The 24,577-nt window shown below is 30.9% G+C and carries 22 protein-coding genes and 2 tRNA genes; 11 read left to right on the top strand and 13 right to left on the bottom strand.

Annotation, left to right across the window (positions count from 1 at the left end; translation table 11 throughout):
• Positions 1 to 73 precede the first annotated feature (73 nt).
• The 6 genes from H0I23_RS02305 to tgt all read right to left on the bottom strand — a co-directional run bounded on the left by H0I23_RS02305 (position 74) and on the right by tgt (position 7,361).
• Positions 74 to 1,336, bottom strand: coding sequence for an asparagine synthetase B (locus H0I23_RS02305; RefSeq protein WP_216784865.1), 1,263 nt, complete (start codon positions 1,334 to 1,336; stop codon positions 74 to 76).
• Positions 1,337 to 1,485: 149 nt separating this feature from the next.
• Positions 1,486 to 3,036, bottom strand: a complete 1,551-nt coding sequence (gene dnaB, locus H0I23_RS02300) for a replicative DNA helicase (RefSeq protein WP_216784864.1) — start codon at positions 3,034 to 3,036, stop codon at positions 1,486 to 1,488.
• Positions 3,037 to 3,203: 167 nt separating this feature from the next.
• Complete coding sequence (locus tag H0I23_RS02295; protein WP_216784863.1) at positions 3,204 to 4,157, bottom strand: acetyl-CoA carboxylase carboxyltransferase subunit alpha; 954 nt, start codon at positions 4,155 to 4,157, stop codon at positions 3,204 to 3,206.
• Between the two features lie 57 nt (positions 4,158 to 4,214).
• A complete protein-coding gene (locus H0I23_RS02290) occupies positions 4,215 to 5,108 on the bottom strand; it encodes a DMT family transporter (protein WP_216784862.1) in 894 nt (297 codons plus the stop codon).
• 40 nt (positions 5,109 to 5,148) lie between these two features.
• Positions 5,149 to 6,228, bottom strand: coding sequence for an LptF/LptG family permease (locus H0I23_RS02285; RefSeq protein WP_216786007.1), 1,080 nt, complete (start codon positions 6,226 to 6,228; stop codon positions 5,149 to 5,151).
• Positions 6,229 to 6,230: 2 nt separating this feature from the next.
• Positions 6,231 to 7,361 (bottom strand): tRNA guanosine(34) transglycosylase Tgt, encoded by a 1,131-nt coding sequence (tgt, locus tag H0I23_RS02280; RefSeq protein ID WP_216784861.1) that lies wholly within the window; start codon positions 7,359 to 7,361, stop codon positions 6,231 to 6,233.
• A 241-nt stretch (positions 7,362 to 7,602) separates the two neighbouring features.
• Here tgt and H0I23_RS02275 point away from each other — a divergent pair, with 241 nt between their 5' ends.
• Positions 7,603 to 8,193 carry an outer membrane beta-barrel protein gene (locus tag H0I23_RS02275; protein WP_216784860.1) on the top strand — a complete coding sequence of 197 codons (591 nt, stop codon included), beginning with the start codon at positions 7,603 to 7,605 and terminating at the stop codon, positions 8,191 to 8,193.
• A gap of 81 nt (positions 8,194 to 8,274) precedes the next feature.
• On the opposite strand, the gene H0I23_RS02270 is transcribed toward H0I23_RS02275, so the two are convergent.
• Positions 8,275 to 9,246, bottom strand: coding sequence for an FKBP-type peptidyl-prolyl cis-trans isomerase (locus H0I23_RS02270; protein ID WP_216784859.1), 972 nt, complete (start codon positions 9,244 to 9,246; stop codon positions 8,275 to 8,277).
• Between the two features lie 78 nt (positions 9,247 to 9,324).
• On the opposite strand from H0I23_RS02270, the gene H0I23_RS02265 reads away from it, so the two are divergent.
• Positions 9,325 to 9,717 carry an RNA-binding S4 domain-containing protein gene (locus H0I23_RS02265; protein ID WP_216784858.1) on the top strand — a complete coding sequence of 131 codons (393 nt, stop codon included), beginning with the start codon at positions 9,325 to 9,327 and terminating at the stop codon, positions 9,715 to 9,717.
• A 41-nt stretch (positions 9,718 to 9,758) separates the two neighbouring features.
• Positions 9,759 to 10,256 carry a phosphoribosyltransferase family protein gene (locus H0I23_RS02260; RefSeq protein WP_216784857.1) on the top strand — a complete coding sequence of 166 codons (498 nt, stop codon included), beginning with the start codon at positions 9,759 to 9,761 and terminating at the stop codon, positions 10,254 to 10,256.
• Here H0I23_RS02260 and H0I23_RS02255 read toward each other — a convergent pair.
• The gene (locus H0I23_RS02255) at positions 10,248 to 10,763 is read right to left on the bottom strand and encodes a shikimate kinase (protein ID WP_216784856.1); all 516 of its coding nucleotides are present in this window, start codon (positions 10,761 to 10,763) and stop codon (positions 10,248 to 10,250) included. The genes H0I23_RS02260 and H0I23_RS02255 overlap by 9 nt on opposite strands.
• 148 nt (positions 10,764 to 10,911) lie before the next feature.
• On the opposite strand from H0I23_RS02255, the gene H0I23_RS02250 reads away from it, so the two are divergent.
• The 3 genes from H0I23_RS02250 to H0I23_RS02240 all read left to right on the top strand — a co-directional run bounded on the left by H0I23_RS02250 (position 10,912) and on the right by H0I23_RS02240 (position 15,443).
• Positions 10,912 to 10,984, top strand: a tRNA-Lys gene (locus tag H0I23_RS02250).
• 372 nt (positions 10,985 to 11,356) lie between these two features.
• Positions 11,357 to 12,649, top strand: coding sequence for a hypothetical protein (locus H0I23_RS02245; protein ID WP_216784855.1), 1,293 nt, complete (start codon positions 11,357 to 11,359; stop codon positions 12,647 to 12,649).
• A 289-nt stretch (positions 12,650 to 12,938) separates the two neighbouring features.
• Positions 12,939 to 15,443 (top strand): DUF5686 family protein, encoded by a 2,505-nt coding sequence (locus tag H0I23_RS02240; RefSeq protein ID WP_216784854.1) that lies wholly within the window; start codon positions 12,939 to 12,941, stop codon positions 15,441 to 15,443.
• A 62-nt stretch (positions 15,444 to 15,505) separates the two neighbouring features.
• Here the strand turns inward: H0I23_RS02240 and xylA are convergent, their stop codons facing one another.
• Genes xylA through H0I23_RS02225 form a run of 3 tightly spaced genes read right to left on the bottom strand, consistent with a single transcriptional unit; the run spans position 15,506 to position 19,336 of the window.
• A complete protein-coding gene (xylA, locus tag H0I23_RS02235) occupies positions 15,506 to 16,831 on the bottom strand; it encodes a xylose isomerase (protein WP_216784853.1) in 1,326 nt (441 codons plus the stop codon).
• An 11-nt stretch (positions 16,832 to 16,842) separates the two neighbouring features.
• Complete coding sequence (locus H0I23_RS02230; protein WP_216784852.1) at positions 16,843 to 18,333, bottom strand: xylulokinase; 1,491 nt, start codon at positions 18,331 to 18,333, stop codon at positions 16,843 to 16,845.
• 4 nt (positions 18,334 to 18,337) lie between these two features.
• Complete coding sequence (locus H0I23_RS02225) at positions 18,338 to 19,336, bottom strand: GntR family transcriptional regulator (protein WP_216784851.1); 999 nt, start codon at positions 19,334 to 19,336, stop codon at positions 18,338 to 18,340.
• 147 nt (positions 19,337 to 19,483) lie between these two features.
• Between H0I23_RS02225 and H0I23_RS02220 the strand changes: the two genes are divergently transcribed.
• From H0I23_RS02220 to H0I23_RS02200, 5 genes are all read left to right on the top strand, one after another.
• Positions 19,484 to 19,567 (top strand) — tRNA-Leu (locus tag H0I23_RS02220).
• Between the two features lie 135 nt (positions 19,568 to 19,702).
• Positions 19,703 to 20,605, top strand: a complete 903-nt coding sequence (locus H0I23_RS02215) for a MerR family transcriptional regulator (protein ID WP_216784850.1) — start codon at positions 19,703 to 19,705, stop codon at positions 20,603 to 20,605.
• A 26-nt stretch (positions 20,606 to 20,631) separates the two neighbouring features.
• Positions 20,632 to 22,089, top strand: coding sequence for an NAD(P)/FAD-dependent oxidoreductase (locus H0I23_RS02210; protein WP_216784849.1), 1,458 nt, complete (start codon positions 20,632 to 20,634; stop codon positions 22,087 to 22,089).
• Between the two features lie 3 nt (positions 22,090 to 22,092).
• Positions 22,093 to 22,932 (top strand): phytoene/squalene synthase family protein, encoded by an 840-nt coding sequence (locus H0I23_RS02205; RefSeq protein ID WP_216784848.1) that lies wholly within the window; start codon positions 22,093 to 22,095, stop codon positions 22,930 to 22,932.
• A gap of 3 nt (positions 22,933 to 22,935) precedes the next feature.
• Complete coding sequence (locus H0I23_RS02200) at positions 22,936 to 23,385, top strand: sterol desaturase family protein (protein ID WP_216784847.1); 450 nt, start codon at positions 22,936 to 22,938, stop codon at positions 23,383 to 23,385.
• A 10-nt stretch (positions 23,386 to 23,395) separates the two neighbouring features.
• On the opposite strand, the gene H0I23_RS02195 is transcribed toward H0I23_RS02200, so the two are convergent.
• Positions 23,396 to 23,965 carry a TlpA disulfide reductase family protein gene (locus tag H0I23_RS02195; RefSeq protein ID WP_216784846.1) on the bottom strand — a complete coding sequence of 190 codons (570 nt, stop codon included), beginning with the start codon at positions 23,963 to 23,965 and terminating at the stop codon, positions 23,396 to 23,398.
• Positions 23,965 to 24,525 (bottom strand): TlpA disulfide reductase family protein, encoded by a 561-nt coding sequence (locus H0I23_RS02190; RefSeq protein WP_216784845.1) that lies wholly within the window; start codon positions 24,523 to 24,525, stop codon positions 23,965 to 23,967. Before H0I23_RS02190 ends, H0I23_RS02195 begins: the two co-directional genes overlap by 1 nt.
• Positions 24,526 to 24,577 lie beyond the last annotated feature (52 nt).

The following is a 24,577-nucleotide window of genomic DNA, read 5'->3' as shown; positions in this document are numbered from 1 at the left end:
TAAGATTACTTTTAAAACCCGTTACTAAGGCAAATGCTTTACTAACGGGTTTTAATTTATATTGAAACTATTATTAAGTTTTTTGCTTTTTCTTCTTTGCCGCAGGAAACAGAACATTATTTAAAATTAGCCTATATCCTGGTGATGTAGGATGAAGTTCTAATTCTGTTTTTGGATCTCCAACTCTATGTTGATAATCTTCAGGATCATGACCTCCATAGAAGGTAAAAAAACCTTTTCCTTTAATGCCGTGAATGTACCTTGCTTCTCCATTTATTTTATTCTCCCCTAAAACCAAAACTGTAGATTTAACAGCCTCTCTCTCAAAAGAAGTTGTTTGCCCCATAAACCCTTTTACTAATGAGGTATGGTTTTGACATAACATTGTTGGTATCGGATCCCATTTTGCTGAAAAATCCATTAAACTGAAGTAATCAGACTCTTTACCTATATTTCTCTTTCTTGTCATATCAATTGAAGAGAATTCATATTGTAACGGATTACGCTCTAAAGTAAAATCTGTAAAAGCAAATGTTCTAGAATAATCCAGTTTAGACTGATAATTAGCCTCTGAAGGATCACCATCAAACATAGTTTCACAAATATCTACTCCATCAGAAGCCGATAATGCAATATCAAAACTATCCGTAGCAGAGCACATTGCAAACATAAAACCACCGCCAATAACATAGTTTCTAATTTTTAAAGCTACAGCTCTTTTTTCTTCTGATACTTTACCATACCCTAATTTATTGGCTAAGTCTTCTGCTTCTTTTTTACTTTCTAAATACCAAGGCGCTGCCTTGTAAGCTCCATAAAATTTACCATATTGTCCAGTAAAATCTTCGTGATGCAAGTGTAACCAATCATAAAGAGCTAGCTTATCTTCTAAAACCTCTTCATCATATACTTTATCATATGGTATTTCTGCGTAAGTTAAAACCATAGTAACAGCATCATCCCAAGGTAATTTACCATTAGGTGTATATACTGCAATTTTAGGTGCTTTTTCTAAAATCACAGCTTCTTGATTTTTTGATGGACTTGCTATTTCACTTAAAATAGAACTGGCTTCCCCATCTGACAAAATCTCAAATGAAACGCCTCTAATCTGGCATTCTTTTCTGATGCTCTCGCTGTCTGGTAATAAAAACGAGCCTCCTCTATAATTTAAAAGCCATTGCACTTTTTGTTGCTTGGTAAGTACCCAATACGTAATTCCGTATGCTTTTAAATGATTTTTTTGAGTTTCCGAATCCATGGGAATAAGAAGTACTGAAGCAGATACTTTACAGAAAATGAAAAAAAAGATAAAAATAAAAATGTGTTTTTTCATAGAATTCTAATCAATGTGCTATCTCAAAGATAAAAGAAATAATCAAGAGCGATTTAAAAGAAATAAAACTAGTACTCTTAAAAAAGAAAAGCCTAAAAGCTTAGTATTAGCTTTTAGACTTTTTATTATAATTCATTTAAATTATGCTTTTAAAAAGGCACATCGTTATCATCAAAATCAGGTGTATCATTCATCGAACTTCCAAAAGCTTGGTCTGCATTTGGCAGATTTTTAGTTACAAATGGATTATCTTCATTTTCATTCATTTTCGATTGGTACTCGAATGGAGAATCAAAATCATCAAGGTTATCAAACTTACCTTGGTTACCGATAAACTTCAATCTTATATTCTCTAAACCACCATTTCTATGCTTAGCTACAATAAATTCACCCTGCCCAGCTGTTGGTGATCTTTCATCATCATCCCATTCATCAATTTTATAATATTCTGGCCTATAAATAAATGAAACAATATCGGCATCTTGCTCAATTGCTCCAGATTCCCTAAGGTCAGAAAGTAATGGTCTTTTTGTACCACCCCTTGTTTCAACCGCACGAGAAAGTTGTGAAAGTGCTATAACAGGCACACTTAATTCTTTTGCTAATGCTTTTAAGTTTCTAGAAATTGTAGAAATTTCTTGTTCACGATTCCCTCCTCCTTTTTGAGAACCACCAGCTGTCATTAATTGCAAATAATCAATCATGATCATTTTTATACCATGCTGAGAAGCTAAACGTCTTGCTTTTGCTCTAAGGTCAAAAATAGAAAGTGACGGAGTATCATCAATAAATAATGGAGCCTTTTCAAGTGTTTTAACTTTCACATTTAATTGCTCCCATTCATGCTTTTCTAATTTACCTGTTCTCAATTTTTCTGAAGACAAACCTGTTTCAGATGATATTAAACGAGTAATTAACTGAACAGAGGACATCTCTAATGAGAAAAAGGCAACTGGAATATTAGAATTTACAGCCATGTTACGTGCCATAGATAACGTAAGGGCTGTTTTACCCATACCAGGACGTGCTGCTATAATAATTAAATCACTTGGTTGCCAACCTGATGTAAGTTTATCTACCTTATCAAAACCTGAAGGCACACCACTTAAACCTTCTTTATTTGCAATTTCTTCTATTCTCTTTTTAGCCTGAATTACTAAATTTTGAGCAGTTTCTGCAGAACGTTTTAAGTTACCTTGTGTAACATCATATAATTTAGATTCTGCTGTATCTAATAAATCAAAAACATCAGTACTTTCATCGTATGCATCTTGAATAATTTCATTTGAAATTTTAATTAGACTACGCTGAATAAACTTCTGTAAAATAATACGTGCATGAAACTCAATATGCGCAGAAGATGCTACTTTTTGAGTCAATTTTATCAAGTAAAAATCACCTCCAGCAGCTTCTAACTTACCATCCTTTTTTAATTGGCTCGAAACCGTTAATAAATCGACAGGTTCAGAGGTTTCAAATAATTTAAAGATTGCTTCAAAAATAAATTTATGCGCATCTTTATAAAAAACATCTGGGTGTAAAATATCGATAACTTCATCAATACCTTTCTTGTCGATCATCATTGCTCCAATCACAACCTCCTCTAAATCAATAGCCTGAGGTGGTATTTTACCTCTCTCTAGGTTAATAATATTTGATTTATCTATCTTATGTCCAGCAATTGGGCTAGGTCTATCCATAACTACGAAAGTATGTAATTAACGCTCAGTTAACATTAAAAATTAATATTCGATGTTCACAGTTCATCAACAATTTCATTGTTAATAAGTTACAATTTTATGTTGACAACAAAAAAAATCTGAAGGTTTAACACTTCAGATTTTATATTCTAATGATAAAAATGCTATTAACCGTTAAATACACCCATGTTAGCGTATTTTTCCATTCTTGTTTTTATCAATTCTTTTGGTGATAACTTTTTTAAATCCTCAAAATGAGACTCTATTTTGTTTTTCACTATCTCAAAAGTTTTATCTCTATAACTATGAGCACCTCCTGCTGGTTCTCTCACAATTTCATCAATAAGTTTTAGCTTTTTCATATCAGTAGCAGTAAGTTTTAACGCTTCTGCTGCAACTTCTTTGTATTCCCAGCTTCTCCATAAAATAGAAGAACAAGATTCTGGAGAGATTACAGAATACCATGTATTCTCTAACATCAAAACTTTATCTCCTACTCCTATACCTAATGCACCACCTGAAGCCCCTTCACCAATAATCACAACAATGATTGGCACTTTCAAACGTGTCATCTCAAGGATATTACGAGCAATAGCCTCACCTTGTCCGCGTTCTTCTGCTTCAATACCAGCATAAGCACCTGGAGTATCAATAAAACAAACTACAGGAATATTAAATTTCTCTGCAGATTTCATTAATCGTAATGCTTTTCGGTATCCTTCAGGATTAGCCATACCGAAGTTTCGGTACTGACGTGTTTTTGTATTATACCCTTTCTGTTGACCAATAAACATAAAGCTTTGATCTTTAATTTTCCCTAAACCACCAATCATGGCTTTATCATCTTTAACACCTCTATCTCCGTGTAGCTCTAAAAAAGTATCTCCACAAATAGCGTTAATATAATCTAATGTATAAGGTCTGTTTGGGTGTCTAGAAAGTTGAACTCTTTGCCAAGCGGTAAGATTCTTATATATCTCTTTTCTGGTTTCGAGTAATTTTTTCTCTATTTGCTTACAGGTTTCCGTAACATCAACGTCACTCTCCTCCCCAATAATCATGCACTTATCTAATTGTTCTTCTAATTCTTTAATGGGAAGTTCAAATTCTAAATATTCCATGAGTATTCCTGTTTAATTTAAATATGCTGACAAATATAAAACTTTATATAGGGATGACTAGCTCCTACTTGATTTTTTTAATCTTCCTTTATTCTTAAGTAAACCATTGGCTATCACTGTACTTAATATAATAAAAGCACCAAGATAAAATAATGGGTTCATTTTTTCACTATCTCCTAGAAAAATAAACGCTAAAATGATTCCGTAAACAGGCTCTAAGTTTGTTGTTAGCATTACTGTATAAGGCGTTAAAAACTTCATAACTTTTATAGACGCTATAAAAGCATAAGTTGTACATATTGATGCGAGAATAAATAAATAAATCCAATCGTTTTGAGAAACAGTAAAAAAATCGGTAGTAAAGCCTTTACTAAATAGCAAGTAAATAGTGATACAAGCTACACCTGATAAAAGTTCATAAAAAGAGATTACACTTGGCTTGTCGGTTTGAATCAACTTACCATTCATTAACGAAAAAATAGCCGCTAAAAAAGCAGAAATTAATGCCATTATTATTCCTTCGGCATATTCTGTTTCTACTTTAAAAATAATGTAGAGCCCAAAAATTACGATTAAGCCAAAAAATATTTCATAAGCAATTACTTTGCGTTTATATATAATAGGCTCTAGTAATGCTGTAAAGAATGCTCCTGTCGAGAGGGTCGCTAATGCTACAGAAACATTAGAAATTTTTATAGCTTGAAAAAAAGTAAACCAATGTAAAGCTATTACAGCCCCAACAATAGCCATCGTAGCTATTTTTTTTGGTGAAATTTTTAAAGAAATTTTTTTAACTTTAATAAAGATGTAAGTTAATAGTACCGCAATTAACATTCTATACCAGACTAAGGGTACAGAGTCTAAAGTTATTAACTTACCTAATACGGCAGTAAACCCCCATATAAACACTATAAAATGTAAGTGAATATAATTTTTAACCTTATCTGTCATCTTTATATAATAGATTAAAACCCATAAAATAAAGCTTAAGCTAACGTTTGGCTTTTTGAATCAAGAAAAAACCAAGTATTCCAAATAATAAGTTAGGAAAAATAACAGCTAAAAATGGTGAAAAACCAGATTGCTCTGCTAAGGTTCCAAAAACTCTATCAAAAAATATGTATACAAAAGCTACTAAAATTCCGAATGCGAGATTAACCCCCATTCCTCCTCTTTTTTTCTGAGAAGAAACAGCTACTGCAATAAATGTAAGTATAAATGCTGTAATTGGTAAAGCCCAACGTTTATATTTCACGAGCACATAACTATTAATATTTGAAGCTCCTTTTCGCTTTTGGTTATCAATAAATTCATTTAGCTCAAATAAATTTTTTGTTTCAGCTATATACGAAACAGGTGTTAGGTCATTTATTTTAAATTGAAAAACAGTATCTAACCTTTTTTTAGTTTCTACGATTTCCGTTTCTCCTTTTAATGTTCTTTTTACATACGAGGTCAATCGGTATAAACTGTCAGCAGGAATCCACCTAATATGTGCTGCTGATAATTTATATTCTAAAATATTATCATCATTAAAATGTTCCATGGTAAAATTATAACCTATATCTCTAGATGGCTCAAACCTACTTACATATAAAAAGTCTTTTTCGTTGAGTTGGTTAAAAATATTATCAGTGACCCGGTCTTGTCTTCCTTTTTTAAGGTATTTATATTGAAATTCATTAAAGCCTATACTTGCATTTGGCACAATAAACATACCCATAACAAACATAAATACAGCTACAATAGAAGCACCAATTAAATACGGTCTTAAAAATCGATTATATGATATACCCGAACTAAGCATGGCTACAATTTCTGTATTACCAGCTAATTTAGAAGTGAAAAATATTACAGATAAAAATAGAAAAATTGGTAATAATACATTACCGATAGTAATTGAAAAGTTACCTAAATAAACTAAAACTTCATTTAAGGGAGCTTCATTATCTTGCATTTTACCTATTTGCTCTGCCAAATGAATCATTATTCCTATAGGAATAAATAGCATTAGCATTACAGAAAATGTAATTAAATACCTTTTTAATATGTATCTATCTAAGATGGTCAACACTACAGTCTTTTATCCATTTGTTTTACCATTTTATTTTTCCAATCGTAAAAAGTACCTGCTAAAATTTGCTTTCTAGCTTCACGAGTTAACCACAGGTAAAAACCTAGGTTATGTATCGTAGCTATTTGTTTTCCTAAATATTCGTTAGCAGCAAATAAATGGCGTAAATATGCTTTAGAATACTCAGTATCTACAAAAGTTAAAGCCATATCATCAATAGGAGAAAAATCATCTTCCCATTTTTTATTTTTAATATTGATAGTACCATGCGCTGTAAACAACATACCATTTCGAGCATTACGAGTTGGCATTACACAATCGAACATATCAATACCTAAGGCTATGTTTTCTAAAATATTAATAGGTGTACCTACCCCCATTAAATAACGAGGCTTGTCTTCTGGCAAAATCTCACAAACAACTTCAGTCATTGCATACATTTCTTCTGCTGGCTCACCTACAGATAAACCACCAATTGCATTACCTTCTGCCCCTACTCCTGCTATATATTCTGCAGATTGTCTTCTTAAATCTTTATACGTAGATCCTTGAACAATAGGAAAAAAAGTTTGACTGTAATCGTATTTTAATGGTGTTTTTTCTAAATGCTTTATACAACGCTCTAACCACCTATGTGTCATATGCATAGAACGCTGCGCATACTTATAATCGCAAGGATAAGGCGTACACTCATCAAAAGCCATAATTATATCGGCTCCAATGCTACGCTGAATTTCCATCACATTTTCTGGTGTAAATACATGATACGAACCATCAATATGTGATTTAAACTTAACACCTTCTTCTTTTATTTTTCTTCTACCTGAAAGAGAATATACTTGGTAACCACCACTATCGGTTAAAATATTTCGATCCCAACCCATAAATTTATGAAGCCCACCTGCTTTCTCTATAATATGAGTTTTGGGCCTTAAATATAAATGGTAAGTGTTTCCTAAAATTATATCAGGATTAATTTCTTCTTTTAATTCTTTTTGATGCACTCCTTTTACAGATGCCACTGTACCAACTGGCATAAAAATAGGTGTTTCTATTTTTCCGTGATCTGTAATTATTTCTCCGGCTCTTGCCTTACTGTGCGGGTCGCTATGCTTTAATGTAAATTTCAAAATCTTGTATATATGTGCGCAAATATAGTTAACTAGTTATGTAAATTACTTAAGAAAAAAATAAAGTTGCTATATTACTATTGTTCATCTTTATGATCGACAACATAAATTTACGTTGTTAATTTAACAATCCTTTATAAAATATTATACAATAAAGATTTTTGATATTCGTTGATGTGTTGGAACACACAAATAATGGTATCGTTATTGATTCATTTTTTTGTTTAAAACTATAGAACACATGAAAAAAACAATTGTAACAGCAGTATTCGCTTTAATTAGCTGTATTGCATTTGCCCAAACAGATGCTGGTTTTGGTATTAAAGGAGGTTTAAATTATGGCGCAAACGGTGATTATTTTGACTCCGCTGAAAATGCTTATAATGACCCTGAAGGTAACGTTGGATACCATCTTGGTGTTTTTGCTAAATTTGGTGATAAAATATACTTTAGACCTGAATTAGTATACACCAAAACAAAATCTGATTATGAAAATAATAGTTTGGACATGTCTAAATTAGATGTACCACTATTAGTAGGTTTTAATGTTATTGGCCCTTTAAGCGTATTTGCAGGACCATCATTACAGTACATTTTAGATACAGATTATGACGGTGTAACATTAGGTGATGTTAAAAATGATTTTACTGTAGGCCTTAACATTGGCGCAGGTGTTAATCTTGGAAAGTTAGGTATTGATTTGCGTTATGAACGAGGTTTCTCTGAAAACGAAGTAAGTATTATTAATGCTAACGGAGGAACTAATTTAATTGGCGATCGAATAGATACGAGACCTGATCAATTAATTTTAAGTTTATCATTAAAGATATAATTAAAGATATAATTAAAGATATTTTATAATAAAAAAGCCCAACATTAAAATGTTGGGCTTTTTTAGTTAATTGTATATTATTTAAAATGTCTCCTTATCTAAATGATCAGGAATACCATCTCCATTTGTATCAGGAAATTTAATTGTACCATCTGCATTATAGACAATTACTCCGTTTATTTTTATTTCATCTATTGTTAAAACGCCATCACCATCATCGTCAGGATCTGAAAAATTAGGAATCTCGAAGTTAACTAACTCCTCTTCATCTTCATTTGTATTATCATCTAACAAGCGTCCATTACCATTTAAATCTTCTAAATAAGAAGGTATACCGTCACTATCATGGTCAGCTTCATTTACAGCAAACAAATCTAATTTAAAAATAATTGGTGTATAAGCATTTATGCCAGTAGTACCTTGGTAGTATGCTAAAGCAGATGGCATAAAAATCGCCCCTACTCCATAATCTTGAACTTCAAAAGTACCATCAACGTTTTCAGTAACTTCTCCACCAGCTTTTAAGCCAGTTATACCATGTGCAAAACCTGTTATACTAGTTGTTAGGTTAAACCAAACAGGCGAAGTTGCTGAATCAAACACATCTCCTTCTTGTGAAAATTCTTCAATTGGAGTACCCTCATATCTAACAAAAGTAGAATCAGCAAAAGTAGGTTGTGCTCCTTCTCCTTCTCTAGCTATTATATAATATACTTTATGATCTATAGATTCATCACCCTCAGCTCCGACAATATCTGATGTAACATTTACTGATGTAAAACCAAAACTTTCAGAATTTAATATTGATATTTTATCGCTATTTTCTCCGCTAATAGTATCAAAAACTATTTTGTAATCAAAATCTTCTGCTGGGTTCTCAAACTCTTCATAGTTATAAAAATGAGTAGCAAAAAAATCTTGTAATAATTTTTCATCATCAACAATTACTTCACTAATGCTTCTAGCTGGTGTAATTACAAAGTCATCATCTGTACCACAAGAAGCAAGACCTATAGCCAGTACTATAAAAGAAAATAAATTTCTAAGTTTCATCTATTATTATTTAAGTGTTGCAAGATACAATTTTCCCCTATTTTTGTTTAAAAGATTAAGAAAGAATTACAATAGTTTATGCGTATAGATAAATTTCTTTGGTGTGTTAGATATTTTAAAACCCGTAACATAGGTACCGAGGCTTGTAAAAAAGGTCATGTAAAACTAAATGGAGCTAATGCTAAGCCTTCTAAAGATGTTTTGCCTATGGATAAAATTACAGTTCGTAAAAATCAAATTAATTACGAGCTTACCGTTTTAGATATACCACCTAATAGAGTCGGAGCAAAACTTGTCGATATTTACAGAAAAGATACTACCCCAGCTTCTGAATTTGAAAGTAATGAGTTATTAAAGTACTCTAAAGATTATTATAGAAAAAAAGGGACTGGCCGGCCTACTAAAAAAGACAGAAGAGATATTGACGACTATATTGATGATAGTTTAGACAAGAAAAAAATTGAAGAGTAAACAACCGTTTCTTTATATTTGAATACAAATAAAAGCTTAAGATGCAGAACAAAATTTTATCACACGAGCAAATACAACATAAAATTAAACGTATAGCATATCAAATATACGAGGCTAATGTAGATGAAAATGAAATCATAATTGCAGGTATTGAAGGTGGTGGTCTCAATTTTGCTAAAAAAATTGAAAAAGTACTTAAAGAAATTACTCAAGCAAATATTACCATCTGTAAAGTGAGTATGGATAAAACAAACCCTTTACTTAAAGCTATAAAAACATCAGTAAAAAAAGAAGACTACACCAACAAATCTGTAGTTTTAATTGACGATGTATTAAACTCTGGCACTACACTAATATATGGTGTACACCACTTTTTACAAGTGCCTTTAAAACAATTAAAGACAGCTGTACTTGTTAATCGAAACCATAAAAAATACCCTGTCAAAGCCGATTACAAAGGCATATCATTATCCACATCTATTCAAGAGCGTGTAATTGTCGAATTTAAGGCTAAAAACGATGCTGTTTATTTAGCTTAATTTACTTTCTACTTCAATTACAATTTCTTCAGCACTTTTATCATCGCAGGTAATTACGTTTTTTGCCTGCAGGTAAAAATTATTTCTTTCAAATAAATGCTTACCTATAAACTCAGGTAAATCATCTTCTTTTATATTTTTTATTAAAGGTCTTGAATCTTTTTCTAAAGTAAGTCTAGAAATTAAGCCCGAAATAGAAACTTTTAAATAAAAAACATTGTCAGTTTTGTCAGAAATTACACCTAAATTATTCGAATAACATGGTGTTCCTCCTCCTGTCGATAAAATAAATGATTTTTTTTCTTCCATTATTTTTTTCACGTATTCATGCTCTTTTTTCCTAAAAAACAGCTCTCCTCGCTCTTTAAAAATGTCTGAAACACTACTTTTTAACTCTGACTCAATGTACTCATCTAAGTCTATGAAATTGATTTTCAATTTCTTAGAAAGCAATTTTCCTATCGTGCTTTTTCCACTCCCCATGTACCCTACTAAAACTATTTTCATATTCTGATTTTGTGTAAAATTGGATTAAATTATAATGATTTCAAAAAAAAATAAAATTTTTTCAAAATAGGCTTGGATAATTAATTAATGGTAGTATATTTGCACCCGCAAACAGGGCATATCGCCTAAAGCAAATTACTGAAATAATGACCTGGTAGCTCAGTTGGTAGAGCATCTCCCTTTTAAGGAGAGGGTCCTGGGTTCGAGCCCCAGCCCGGTCACAAAAAAGCCTTTTAAATCTAAGATTTAAAAGGCTTTTTACTTTTAAATACTTTTCCTAAGTAATACTATTCTCCTCTTTTAAATTGTGAGTTCTTTTAATTATAAGATTGACTCTATACTACTCTTCAAAAAGTTGATCTTATTTAAATACACTAAATTTTATTCTCTTTCTATAATTAAAAATAAGAATATTAAAGCTCTCTTGATTTATAAAATATACAAACCTCAAATCCTTGATTAAAGGTTTATTTAGAACACCAAAAACAATGATTTACAACGGTTTACAAATCCTCAAACTTGTTAAAGTTTAAGAATACAACAACTAAAAGCTAAGTTTTTTCGTACATCTTTAAACTCCAAAACTATATATTATGAAAAAAATAAAAAAGCATTTATTGTATACATGTCTAATTTACAGTATTGTAAGCTGTACTGGTGATAATTTAAACTTAATACCTAATGATGGTTCAGAAGTGGTAATTGATGACAATCAAAATACGATTGATGTAGCATCAAAGCTAATTGCAAATGATTTAGAACCTCATCCAATGCAAGATGTTGCTAAACCTGATTATTTAAAAACTATAATTGATCCTTCTTTTGGCACTATTATAAGAAGAATATCAAATGGTAACCCTGGTAGTGTAATTAAGCCCATGTATAGCACTATTCAAGCCTGGAATGCAGATGAAACTAGAATGATATTATATGATCAAACAAATGGCGTACATCAATTATTAGACGGCAAAACCTACGCCTTTATAAAAAACCTTGATGATGTTAACCCTGATGACTTGGAACAATTGTTCTGGGACTACAATCAACCTGATATTTTATACTACTTAGATAGATCTACTGATGATTTTGTTAAATACACAGTATCATCTAGTAATAAAGAAATTATGGTTAACTTAAAAGAACTTACAGGTTGTAACGGAAGCATTAGTATGGGCAATGATGTTCAAATGATGTCTTGGGATTCCGATGTTATAGGTTTTCGTTGTAATAATGACACAACTTATGCATATAAATTTTCTACACAAAATTTAACCACTTTTAATATTGATGATGTCAATTATGCTGCCGCTATGCCTGCACCTAGTGGAAATTTATTTTATCATAATGTATCATCATACGATGCTAATGGTAACTTTAAAGCCAGACTTAATAAAAGTAAACCAGAACATTCTTGTTTAGGCAAAATGGCCAATGGGACAGATACTGACTTTTCTGTAAGTTTTAGTGATGGCCCAAATGGTGGCTGTTTAGGTAATATTATCGCTTATGATTTAAATACGGGTGACTGCTTACCTGTTATATCTGAAGATTTAGGTTATGATTATCCAAAAAGTGGTACGCATATTTCTGCGGTAGCACATAAAAATCCAGGATGGATTGCCGCATCTATGATTGGCTTTGAAGGAGATGGTCAAAAACTTTTAGATCAAGAACTAGTTATCGCTCGAGTTGAACCCGGAAATGTTGAAGTATACAGAATTGGACATCATAGGGCTGATGAAAATGAATTTGATTATTGGGGTGAGCCACATGCTGTAATTAGCCCCACAGGAACTCGTGTACTTTTTGGATCTGATTGGAGTGGTAGCGAAGATGGTAAATCAGTAGAGTCTTATGTCATAGAACTACCCTCTTACAATCCATAATATTAATTTGAACTATTTATAAATTAATTATTTCAATAAAACCAAGCTTTTTAAAAGCTTGGTTTCTTTTTGTTACAAAGTATTTTTTAATGAAACTATAATTTATACACCACAATAAAACTCAAAAAATAAATCAACGAAATACTGATAATCAGAATCTTAAAATCATATAGATTATATCTTCAATTGTTGAGATTTATAAATGAATAGTATTGTAGGTTAAAAGATTGAGAGTTAGTATTTTTGGATTACATTTTTAAAAAACACCTCCCAAATAATTGAATATTATATGTTAAGAATAGTAATTCTGTTTTTTTTTGCGTCTTCATTTCTCCACGCTAAAACAGAAGTTAAAGGAGTTGTATTAGATGAATTTGGCTCACCTGTTGTTTATGCTAATATAATTTTTAAAAACTCTAAAATTGGGACTATAACTAATGAAAAAGGTGAATTTTCAGTAGAATCTGATATTAACTACAAAACTTTAATTATTTCTTTTATCGGATTTAAAACTCAAGAGGTTATTCTAAAAAAAAGATTAACAACCAATTTAAAAATTATTTTAATTGAAGAAAGCAGTGCTTTAAATGAAGTAATTGTTCGAGTAAAACCTAAAAAAGCTCTTTCTAAAAAAGAGAACCCAGCTTATAAAATATTACAAAAAATATGGGCCAATAAAAAGGAGAATGGCCTGAAGCTTGTTGAAGCTTATGAGTACGAAAAATATACATCTGTTGAGCTCGGTCTTAATAGTTTAGATACTACATTTTTAAAAAAAGCACTTAAAAAAGATTACAATTCATTATTAAAAAAAATAAAATCTGATAAGGCAGAAGGTAAATATACTTTGCCATTATACTTAACAGAAACTGTAGAAAAAGTATATGGTAACAATATTTTAAATAAAGAAAAAGTAGATATTACAGCTGAACGAAGTTCTGGTATTGCCGAAGTCGGTTTTGCAATGGAAAGAATAGGTAACACATTTAATACTTTAGATGTATACCAGAACAATATGGTTATACTTACTAAAGGTTTTGTGAGCCCTATTTCAACTGAGGGTTATAACGTTTACCATTACGTACTTAGTGATAGTACTGATTTAGCAGATTACAAAACATATACTATACATTTTTTCCCTAAAGAAGACGGAGATTTACTTTTAGAAGGTAGCTTTACTGTTGCTGATCTAACCTACGCATTAACTGATATTAATATGCGTACGAATAGAGATATAAACTTAAACTTGGTGCGTAATTTATATTTTGAGAAAAAATTTAAACTATTAAACGATAGTATTTACTTACCTAAGCAAGATATTTACGAGGGTGATTTTACTGTTTTTTCTAAAAATGAAGAAGAAAAGGGTTTATTCATTAAAAAGACTATAAACTTTACTGATTACATAATCGACACCCCAAAGAGTAATGAGTTTTATGATGATCAAATTGTAAAAACAAGAGCTAATCAATTTAAAAAAAACAAAGAATATTGGGAAGATAATGTAGATAGAAGTACTGAAGTAAAAAACACACAAGGCTTAATTAAAGATCTTAAAAATAATTCAAAAATAAAAAGTATATCTGGCTTAGTCAATACGGTTTCTAGTGGTTATTTAAACCTTTTTAGTAATATTCAACTAGGCTCACTATGGACAACTTTTGGCAATAACGATATAGAAGGATACAGGGTACGAGTGGGTTTTAGAAACTTTAAAACCAAAGAGGATCGCTTTAGAACAAACAGTTTTATCGCCTTAGGTTTTAATGATAAAAAACTAAAATTTGGTATAGAAAGTAAGTATTTACTAATCGGAGACCCTAGAATTGTTGTTGGTGCATCATATATGGATGAGTACGAGCAAATGAGTTTGAAACCTTTGCAAATCAACGATCTTTTAACGGATAACTATGGAAATGTTGCTCTTTTTTCTAGAGGAGAAAATTTTTCATTAACACATACTAAAAGAGCCTCTGCCAATGTAGATGTAGCTATTACAAAAAATTTACATGTTGGTATTTCTGGTGTTCACCAGCGGGCAAGTGATATTGAACCCGAAAAATTTAATATTGGATACTTAGATGAAAAAACAGAAAGAATATTAAACAACGCTACAGATTTTTCTACCAATTTTACATTAGTATACACCCCTAATAGAAACGTTTACGGCTATGGTGTTGAGCAACGTTTTGGAGAAAACATATTCTCTACAACTATAATTAAGTTCAGTAAAGGTATAAAGGGTGTAAGCGAAAGTCAGTTCGATTACGATAAAATACAATTTTCACACAACCAACCTATTGTACTTGGTAAGTTTGGTATTTTAAATGCTTCAATAGAAGCCGGAAAAACATTTGGGACTGTACCTTTAACTTCATTAACTCCTGTTTTAGCCAACCAATCATATTCTACCGTAGTTAACACCTTTTCTTTATTAGATTATTATGATTTTGTGACAGACACCTATGTTACTGGCCATTTTGAGCATCATTTTAATGGATTTATTTTCAATAGAATACCATTAATGAAAAAACTAAAATTAAGATCATTAGGCTTTTTAAGAGCTACATACGGTACTATATCAGATAAAAATAAATCCATCAATAGGTCTTCAATAATCTATAATACACCCAATAAAGTATATTTAGAATATGGCTTTGGAATCGAAAATATTGGATATGGAAATTTAAGGCCTTTCCGATTAGATTTTATCTGGAGAAATGATTTCAACGATGTAAATGGTGTTCGAAATCCTAAATTTGGCGTAAGAATTGGTATTCAACCTGGTTTTTAAAAATAAAAAAGCCCGTTTAGCGTATCATACGCCAAACGAACTCTAAATTATAATTTAAAATACTAGATATATTGATTGATGATATTCTCAAACAATTCTTGCTTACCGCTTTGTAATTTTAACTCTCCGTTTTCTTGAGCAATTTTATACAAGTCTTGCAAATCTAATTTACCTCCTTCAAAATCTTTACCTTTTCCGGCATCAAAAGAAGAATAACGCTCTTTTCTTAAATTATCATAAGATGATGAAGTTATTATTTTATCTGCTGTTAATAAAGCTCTAGCAAATGTATCTGCACCACCAATATGTGCTAAAAATACATCTTCTAAATCTGTTGAATTTCTTCTGATTTTAGCATCAAAATTAACCCCTCCACCTTGTAAGCCACCAGCTTTTAAAAATACCAACATTGCTTCTGTTGTTTCTTGTATGTTATTCGGGAACTGGTCTGTATCCCATCCGTTTTGGTAATCACCTCTATTAGCATCTAAACTACCTAACATGCCTGCTTTAGCAGCTGTTTCAATCTCATGCTGAAAAGTATGCTGTGCCAATGTTGCATGGTTAACTTCTATATTCATTTTAAAATCTTTCTCTAAACCATATTCTTTTAAGAATCCGATTGCAGTAGCCGAGTCAAAATCATACTGATGTTTCATTGGCTCCATAGGTTTTGGTTCAATAAAAAAGTTACCTTTAAAACCTTGAGAACGAGCATAATCTCTAGCTACAGTTAAAAACTGCCCCATATGATCTAGCTCTCTACCCATGTCTGTATTTAATAAAGACATATAACCTTCTCTACCTCCCCAAAACACATAATTTTCACCATTTAAAGCAATTGTAGCGTCTAATGCTAATTTCACCTGCGCTCCTGCTCTTGCTAGCACATTAAAATCTGGATTTGTAGCTGCTCCGTTCATGTAACGTGGATTAGAAAAACAGTTAGCTGTACCCCATAATAATTTAATACCTGACTCCGCTTTCTTTTCTTTAATATAATCAACGATAATAGAAAGTCTCTTCTCTGATTCTGAAAAAGTTGGTCCTTCTTGAATTAAATCATAATCATGAAAACAGAAATAATCAAAACCTATTTTGCTAAAAAATTCAAAAGCAGCATCTGCTTTATCCTTTGCTGCCTGAATTGGGTCTGAAGCCTTATCCCATTCAAAACTTTGTGTCCCTGGCCCAAAAGGATCTCCACCTTGCCCACAGAATGTATGCCAATATGAAATTGCAAATTTAAAATGCTCTCGCATTGTTTTACCTGCAACAACTTGTTCTGGATTATAATATTTATAAGCTAAAGGATTATCAGACTCTTTTCCTTCAAACTTAATTTCGCCGATACCTTTAAAGTATTCTTTGTTTCCTATAACTGCCATTTTATTCGTATTTAATTATATTTATTTTTTAAAATAAGCTCTAATTCTTTTTTCCAATTTTGATAAGCCTCTATATATGGGTCTTTATCGTCAAAAGGCACAAAGGTCATTACATGATCATTATCCATTATTAATTTACCATACGCATTAAAATCTCCATGATGCAAACCTGCTGCTCTTGCCGCGCCTATAGCCCCTGTAGTATTATAAATTTCTATTTCATAACCAATTAATGTTGCTACTGTATTTGCAAAAATGCTAGATCGAAATAAGTTATCGTTACCAGCACGTATTACATTAACATCAATACCATCTGATTTTAAAATTTCCATTCCGTACACAAAAGAAAAAGCTATACCCTCTAAAGCTGCTCTACATAAATGACCTTTATGATGGTTATTTAGGTTTACATTCAACAACCTTGTACCTACATCTTTATTATTAAGCATGCGCTCTGCTCCATTACCAAAAGGCAACATACAAACCCCATCAGAGCCTATCGAAATTTCAGACGCTAAATCATTCATCTCTTCGTATGAATCTACTGCCAGGTTATTTAATAACCAACGATATTGAATACCTGCTCCATTTATATTTAGTAATTTACCTATGCGAGGTAGCGATTTTTTATAATTTACATGTGCAAAATTATTAACACGAGTACTTTCTTTACCTGACAAACTATCTGTTACAGCATATACCACACCAGATGTACCACCTGTTGCAGCTACTTCTCCTGGTTTAAATACATTTAATGAAAGTGCATTGTTAGGCTGGTCTCCTGCTCTGTAGAAAATTGGAGTATTTAAAGCTAAACCACTCTCCTCTGCTCCTTTTTTATCAACCGTAGATTGTAAACCAAAAGTGTCGACAATATTTGGGATTAATGATGCGTCAACATCATAATAATCTAATAAAAAAGAAGCTATGTTATCATCTTTAAAATCCCAAAAAATACCTTCTGATAAACCAGAAATTGTAGTATTTATTACATTTGAAAATTTGTACGCAATATAATCTCCAGGCAACATAAACTTATAAACTTTAGCATAAAGCTCTGGTTCATTTTCTTTTACCCATTTTAATTTAGATGCCGTAAAATTAGCTGGTGAATTTAAAAGATGTGACACACATTTTTCTTCTCCTATTTCATTAAACGCTAGGCTTCCTATTTCTACAGCTCTACTATCGCACCAAATAATACTTTTACGTAATGGTTCTCCTCCTTTATCTACCAAAACAAGGCCATGCATTTGATATGATATACCAATACCTTTAATATCTGATTTAGAAATTTCATATGTGCGCTTCAACTTTTCAATTGCTTTACAAATATGTTCCCACCAATCATTTGGATTTTGTTCTGCCCAACCATTTTTTAAAGCAAGCATACTCATTTCCATTTCTGGCTCCTGAACGACACCTATACTTTTACCTGTTGCAATTTCTACTAAAGCTGCTTTAATAGATGAACTACCTATATCAAAACCTATATAATACATAATTTTATAATGAATCTCGTTCTATAATTTCTGTTGGAATATAACACTGTACTGGCGTTTCTTGATTTATAAATTTTGCCGCCACGGCTCCTAATTCCTTAAAATTTGTTGTTATTACCGAAATACCTTTGTAAATAAATTTCTTCATAGGTGTATCGTTATATGATAAAAAACCAACATCAACTCCTGGTTCTAAATTCATTTCCCTGCATTGCTCTAAAAAAATTCCCAAAATTCGATCACTAACACTTATATAAGCAACACCACTTTCTACTAAAAAATCTTTAGCACTTGTTTTAACCTCGTATTTAAAACCAAAATCATTACAAAACTTTTCAAAAAATAATACAGCTTCTTGTGGGTGACTTGTATAGGTAGGGTATAAAAAATGAATTTCTGAGTATTTTTTAAATAAATGTTCGGCTTCTTTAAGTACACTATAAAAGGATTCTCCAAAGTCTTGAAAAACATAATTATTATCTTTGTTAGCATGTATATTCCAATCAATCAATAATAAATTTTCATTATCAATTTTTGAAAGTGTTTTGGGTACCAATTTATGGTCAAAACCCATTACTACATACTTATAATACTTACCTATACTATTATTAATAATTGTTTTAAAATTTTCGATATTATAATGATGAAATTGTACATCTGTAATAATATCATCATCCATATCATTAATAAAGGAATGATATAAAACCTCTTTATAAGCCTTAAATGTATCTAAAACCAAAAGCACTTTTCTGGTTTTACTTGCAATATAATACCCTTTATTAGGCACTGATTTTACAACTCCATTTTCTTTAAGGATGGCATATGCTTTAAAAACAGTATCTCTAGATAAATTTAACTCTTTACATATACTATTTACAGAAGGTAAAGTATCGTTAACAGATAAAGTATTTTTAGCTACTGCTTCATTTACAGTATTAACTAGTTGCTGATATTTCGGAATATCACTATCGTGCTGTATATCAAATGCTAAACTATTATTCATTTCTTAAAATCAACTGGTGTGGTCTGTTCTGGTATGTGTCAAAAATACAATATTTAATTTTAAAATAGAAATTATATGTAGGATGCAAATAATAGAAGAAAAAGAAATAAAGTTTGAATAAAACTTTAGTAAATTTGCCGTCCTGAAGCCCACGTGGTGAAATTGGTAGACATGCCACCTTGAGGGGGTGGTGTTCGCAAGGACGTGCTAGTTCGAATCTAGTCGTGGGCACAAAAACCATTTAAGATATTCTTAGATGGTTTTTTTTATTTTAAAAAACAACTCACCTTATTTTTTAAAAAATCATTCAAAAAGATATTTGATTTGTAAAAATTTGTAACTTTGTTTAACTTTTTGTAAAAAAAAATGAACAACGTAAAGAAGAATTTTAGCATCAGAGATCTAGAGAACCTATCTGGAATAAAAGCTCATACGATACGTATTTGGGAGAAAAGATATAATTTATTAGAACCCGAAAGAACAAATACTAATATCAGAAATTACAGTTTAACCAGTTTACAAAAACTACTAAACATAACCTTACTTTATCATAATGGTTATAAAATATCTAAAATTGCAAAAATTGCAGAAACTGAAATACCTGCAATTGTAAAAGATGTTGTTTCAAAAAATAGTGTAAAAAGTAATGCAATCAATGCTTTTAAAATGGCTATGATAAACTTTGACACTACTCTATTTTTAAATACGTATAACAGTTTATTACATAAAAACTCTTTTAAAGATATCTTTAACACAGTATTCCTTCCTTTATTGAATGAGTTAGGTCTATTATGGCAAACAAATACAATTAGCCCTTCACACGAACATTTTATAACAAACTTAATAAAGCAAAAAATAGTTATAAATACAGAGTTGTTACAAGTTAAACAACCTAGCAAAACTGATAAAACATTTGTTTTGTTTTTGCCTGAAAATGAAATACACGATATTGGTTTACTATATTTAAACTTTGAAATTATACTTAAAGGCTACAAAACAATTTACTTAGGTCAAACAGTTCCCATAGCTTCTTTAAAAGATTTACTAGCGTACTCTACTAACACACATTTTTTATCTTACTTTACAGTAGAACCTAATAAAACAAAAATTCGTAAGTACATTGACGACTTTAATGAAATACTTGGAGAAGAAGATGATTACAGCTTATGGATTATCGGCCACCAAGCACAATATTTAGAAGTTCAAGAGATTCCAAAAACAGTTAAAAGATTTAACTCAATAGAAAAACTTATTAATGAACTTGACTAACAAGTTACAATTGAGATATAAAATATATGAAAAGTAAAGTTATAGTTATTGGTTCTGGGTTTTCATCCTTATCAGCTGCATGCTATTTAGCAAAAGATGGTTATGAAGTTAGTATATATGAAAAAAACCATACCGTTGGTGGCAGAGCTAGGCAATTGGCAAAGCAAGGATTTACTTTTGATATGGGCCCTAGTTGGTACTGGATGCCTGACATATTCGATAAATTTTTTGGAGATTTTGATAAAAAAACTTCAGACTATTATCAACTCGACAAACTGAGTCCTGCTTATAAGATATTTTTCGAGGATGATATAATAACTATTGGTGATTGTATGGACAAAATTTGTGAAGAATTTGAGCGTATCGAAAAAGGAAGCGCTGTTCATTTAAAAAAGTTTATCGCACAAGCACAAGACAATTACAACATTGCAATCAACAAAATTGTTCTTAGACCTGGTCTATCTCCATTAGAATTAGTTACTCCTGAAACAATAACTCGAGTAGATCAATTTTTTAAAACGATTAGTTCACAAGTTCGAAAAAAATTTAAAAATTCTAAACTAATATCTACATTAGAATTTCCTGTTTTATTTTTAGGAGCAAAACCTAATAACACACCTTCATTTTACAGTTTTATGAACTTTGCCGATTTCGGCTTAGGAACATGGCACCCCAAAGGTGGTATGTACGAAATTGTTAAGGCAATGAAAAGTTTAGCGATAGAATTAGGAGTTACAATACACACAAGTTCACCTGTAGACAAAATTACAGTTGATGATAAAAAAGTTACAGGTATTATTTGTAACGGTCAAAAAATTAATGCTGATGTAGTTTTGTCTGGTGCCGACTATCACCATTCAGAAACGTTATTAGATAACGAGCATCGCCAATACTCAGAAAGTTTTTGGAATAAGAAAACTTTTGCACCTTCATCTTTATTATTCTATGTTGGGTTTGATAAAAAAATAAAAAATATAGAACATCATAATTTATTTTTTGATACAGATTTTGAGAGACATGCCGAAGAAATTTATGACACACCTAAATGGCCTAAAGATCCTTTATTTTACGCGAATTTCCCATCTGTATCAGACAAGAGCATGGCGCCTGAAAATTGTGAAACAGGTTTTTTCCTTGTTCCTATTGCTACTGATTTGGTAGACACTACTGAGTTAAGAGAAGAATATTTTAATATTATTTTAAAAAGATTTCAAGAAAGAACGAATCAAAATATTGAAAACAATATTATATTTAAAGAGTCCTTTTGTGTAAATGATTTTAAAGAGGAATATAATTCTTACAAAGGAAATGCTTATGGACTCGCAAATACACTTACTCAAACTGCTTTTTTGAGACCTAGATTAAAAAGTAAAAAAGTTTTAAATTTATATTTTACAGGACAATTAACAGTACCTGGCCCTGGTGTTCCTCCGGCATTAATTTCAGGAAAATTAGTATCGGAACTAATAGCAAATAATAAATAACATATGAAGAGTATTTTTGATCTTGTTTCTTATAATTGCAGCAAAGTAGTTACCGAGTCTTACAGTACATCATTCTCATTAGCTACAAAAATGCTTCACACCTCTATTAGAGGAGACATTTATAATATTTATGGTTTTGTACGATTCGCAGATGAAATTGTAGATACGTTTCATGATTATGAAAAAGAGTATTTATTTAATAAATTTGAAGAAGATTTAAATGATGCTATTAAACACAAAATCAGTTTAAACCCTATATTAAACTCTTTTCAGCATACCTACCATAAATATGACATACCTTATGATCTAGTAGCTTCATTTATGAAAAGTATGCGAATGGATTTATATAAAACCGTTTACAAAACTGATGCAGAATATAAAGAATACATTTATGGCTCTGCTGATGTCGTTGGTTTAATGTGCTTAAAAGTATTTGTCAAAGGAGATAAAGAAGCTTACAACAGCTTAAAAACATCTGCAATGTCATTAGGGTCTGCATTTCAAAAAGTAAATTTCTTAAGAGATTTAAAAGATGATTTTGAAGGACTAAATAGAACCTATTTTCCTAACACTAACCTTAATGCTTTAGATGAAACCTCAAAAAAGCGTATAGTTGATGAAATTAATGAAGATTTTAGGCTAGGTTTTGAAGGAATTGAAAAGTTACCTGTAACAGCAAAATTTGGAGTTTATACTGCTTACAAATATTATAAAAAGCTTTTGCAAAAATTACAAAACACACCACCAATGGACATACAAACTGCTCGCATAAGAGTACCTAATTATCAAAAAATAGGCCTTTTAGCGCAGTCATACGTGAATTACAAATTAAATTTAGTTTAAAGAATGAATACACTTATTTGGATCTTTATTTTTTTAGCAACTTTTTGTTTTATGGAGTTTATGGCTTGGTTTAGCCACAAGTATATAATGCATGGTTTTTTATGGAAGTTACATGAAGATCATCATCATAAAGATCATGACTCATGGTTTGAGCGCAATGATGCTTTTTTTACTATTTATGCCGTAGTAAGTATGTCATTTATACTAGCAGGTGCTAAAACTGATTTTTGGTATGGATGGCCAATTGGTTTAGGTATTATGGCTTACGGTGCAGCATATTTTTTAGTTCATGATATATTTATTCATCAGCGCTTTAAATTATTTAGAAATGCTAATAACTGGTATGCAAAAGGGGTAAGAAGAGCTCATAAAATGCACCATAAACACTTAGGAAAAGAACATGGTGAATGCTTTGGAATGTTGTTAGTTCCTTTTAAATATTTTAAAAAATAATATTATCATTTTATTTTTCAGCAATCAAGGTATCTAAAAGCTGTCTAATCATATCGCTGTTCCAGTCTGCAGCTCCTTTTTCTTTAACTACAATAGCACCTGATTTATCGAGTATATATGTGGTAGGTATAGAGCCTGAGGTTAACTCAATTGGTCTTTTACTCTTTTCATAAAATACTGGTAATGAATAATCTTTTTTTACTAAATATGTATCTACATTTTTCTTTTCATCATTTGCAACAAACACAAAAATAACATCATCCTTATAATCATTATATAATGCTTGAAAACTCGGCATTTCAGCAACACATGGTGGGCACCAAGTTGCCCAAAAATTGATTAGCACAACCTTACCTTCGTGAACTTTAAAATTATGTATATCCGATCTTTTATTATCAGATGACAAATGCCAATTATAAGAAGATAATTTGGTCTGATTTGAAGCCTCTAAAACATCTGGTGAAAAAGAAATAATACGGTTTACAAAAACTTTGAAATGAAAACCTACAGGTGTAAACAATAGAACACCAACTGCTATAATAACTACAGCATTTTTAATTTTTTCTTTAGTAAATTTCATTATTCAGACAAAAGTCTATCTACTAAATCGTAAATTTTAGAGTTATCCCAATCAGCAATCCCCTCTTTATAGATAAGAATATTACCTTTTTTATCAATTAAATATGAAGATGGCACTTCTGAATTTGGCACAGCTGTTTTCTCACCTATAAATAAGTAGGTAACTGGAAATGTAAAACCATGCTCTTTTATGAAAGTTTCTACTGGCTCGCGCTCTTCATTTGTTATAATATAAAAATCGACCGTTTCGCCATACGTATCATAAAAATTTTGAATACTTTCTAACTCAGCTTCACATGGCAATACCCATGATGCCCAAAAATTTACAAAAACTACTTTACCTTTAGATTTATTAAAATTGAAAAAATTCCAATTTTCATCTTTTAGTCTCCAATCGTAATCAGTTACCTTATTTCTATCACTTTCATCGGTAACAGATGGACTAAAAGAAAATATTTTATTTAACAAAATTTTACTGTAATCACCTAAAGGAGTTACAAAAAATGAAATTATAAAAGCAAATAATAAAATATTCAATACAATTTTAATGGTGCTTTTCATAAGTAAATAACTTTCTTCAAAACTAAAAAACTCCTGATGAAAATCAGGAGTT

This window comes from Cellulophaga sp. HaHaR_3_176 (genome assembly GCF_019021925.1).
GTDB lineage: Bacteria > Bacteroidota > Bacteroidia > Flavobacteriales > Flavobacteriaceae > Cellulophaga.
The sequence above is the reverse complement of the archived record's forward strand: the minus strand, read 5'-3'. Positions and strand labels throughout refer to the sequence as shown.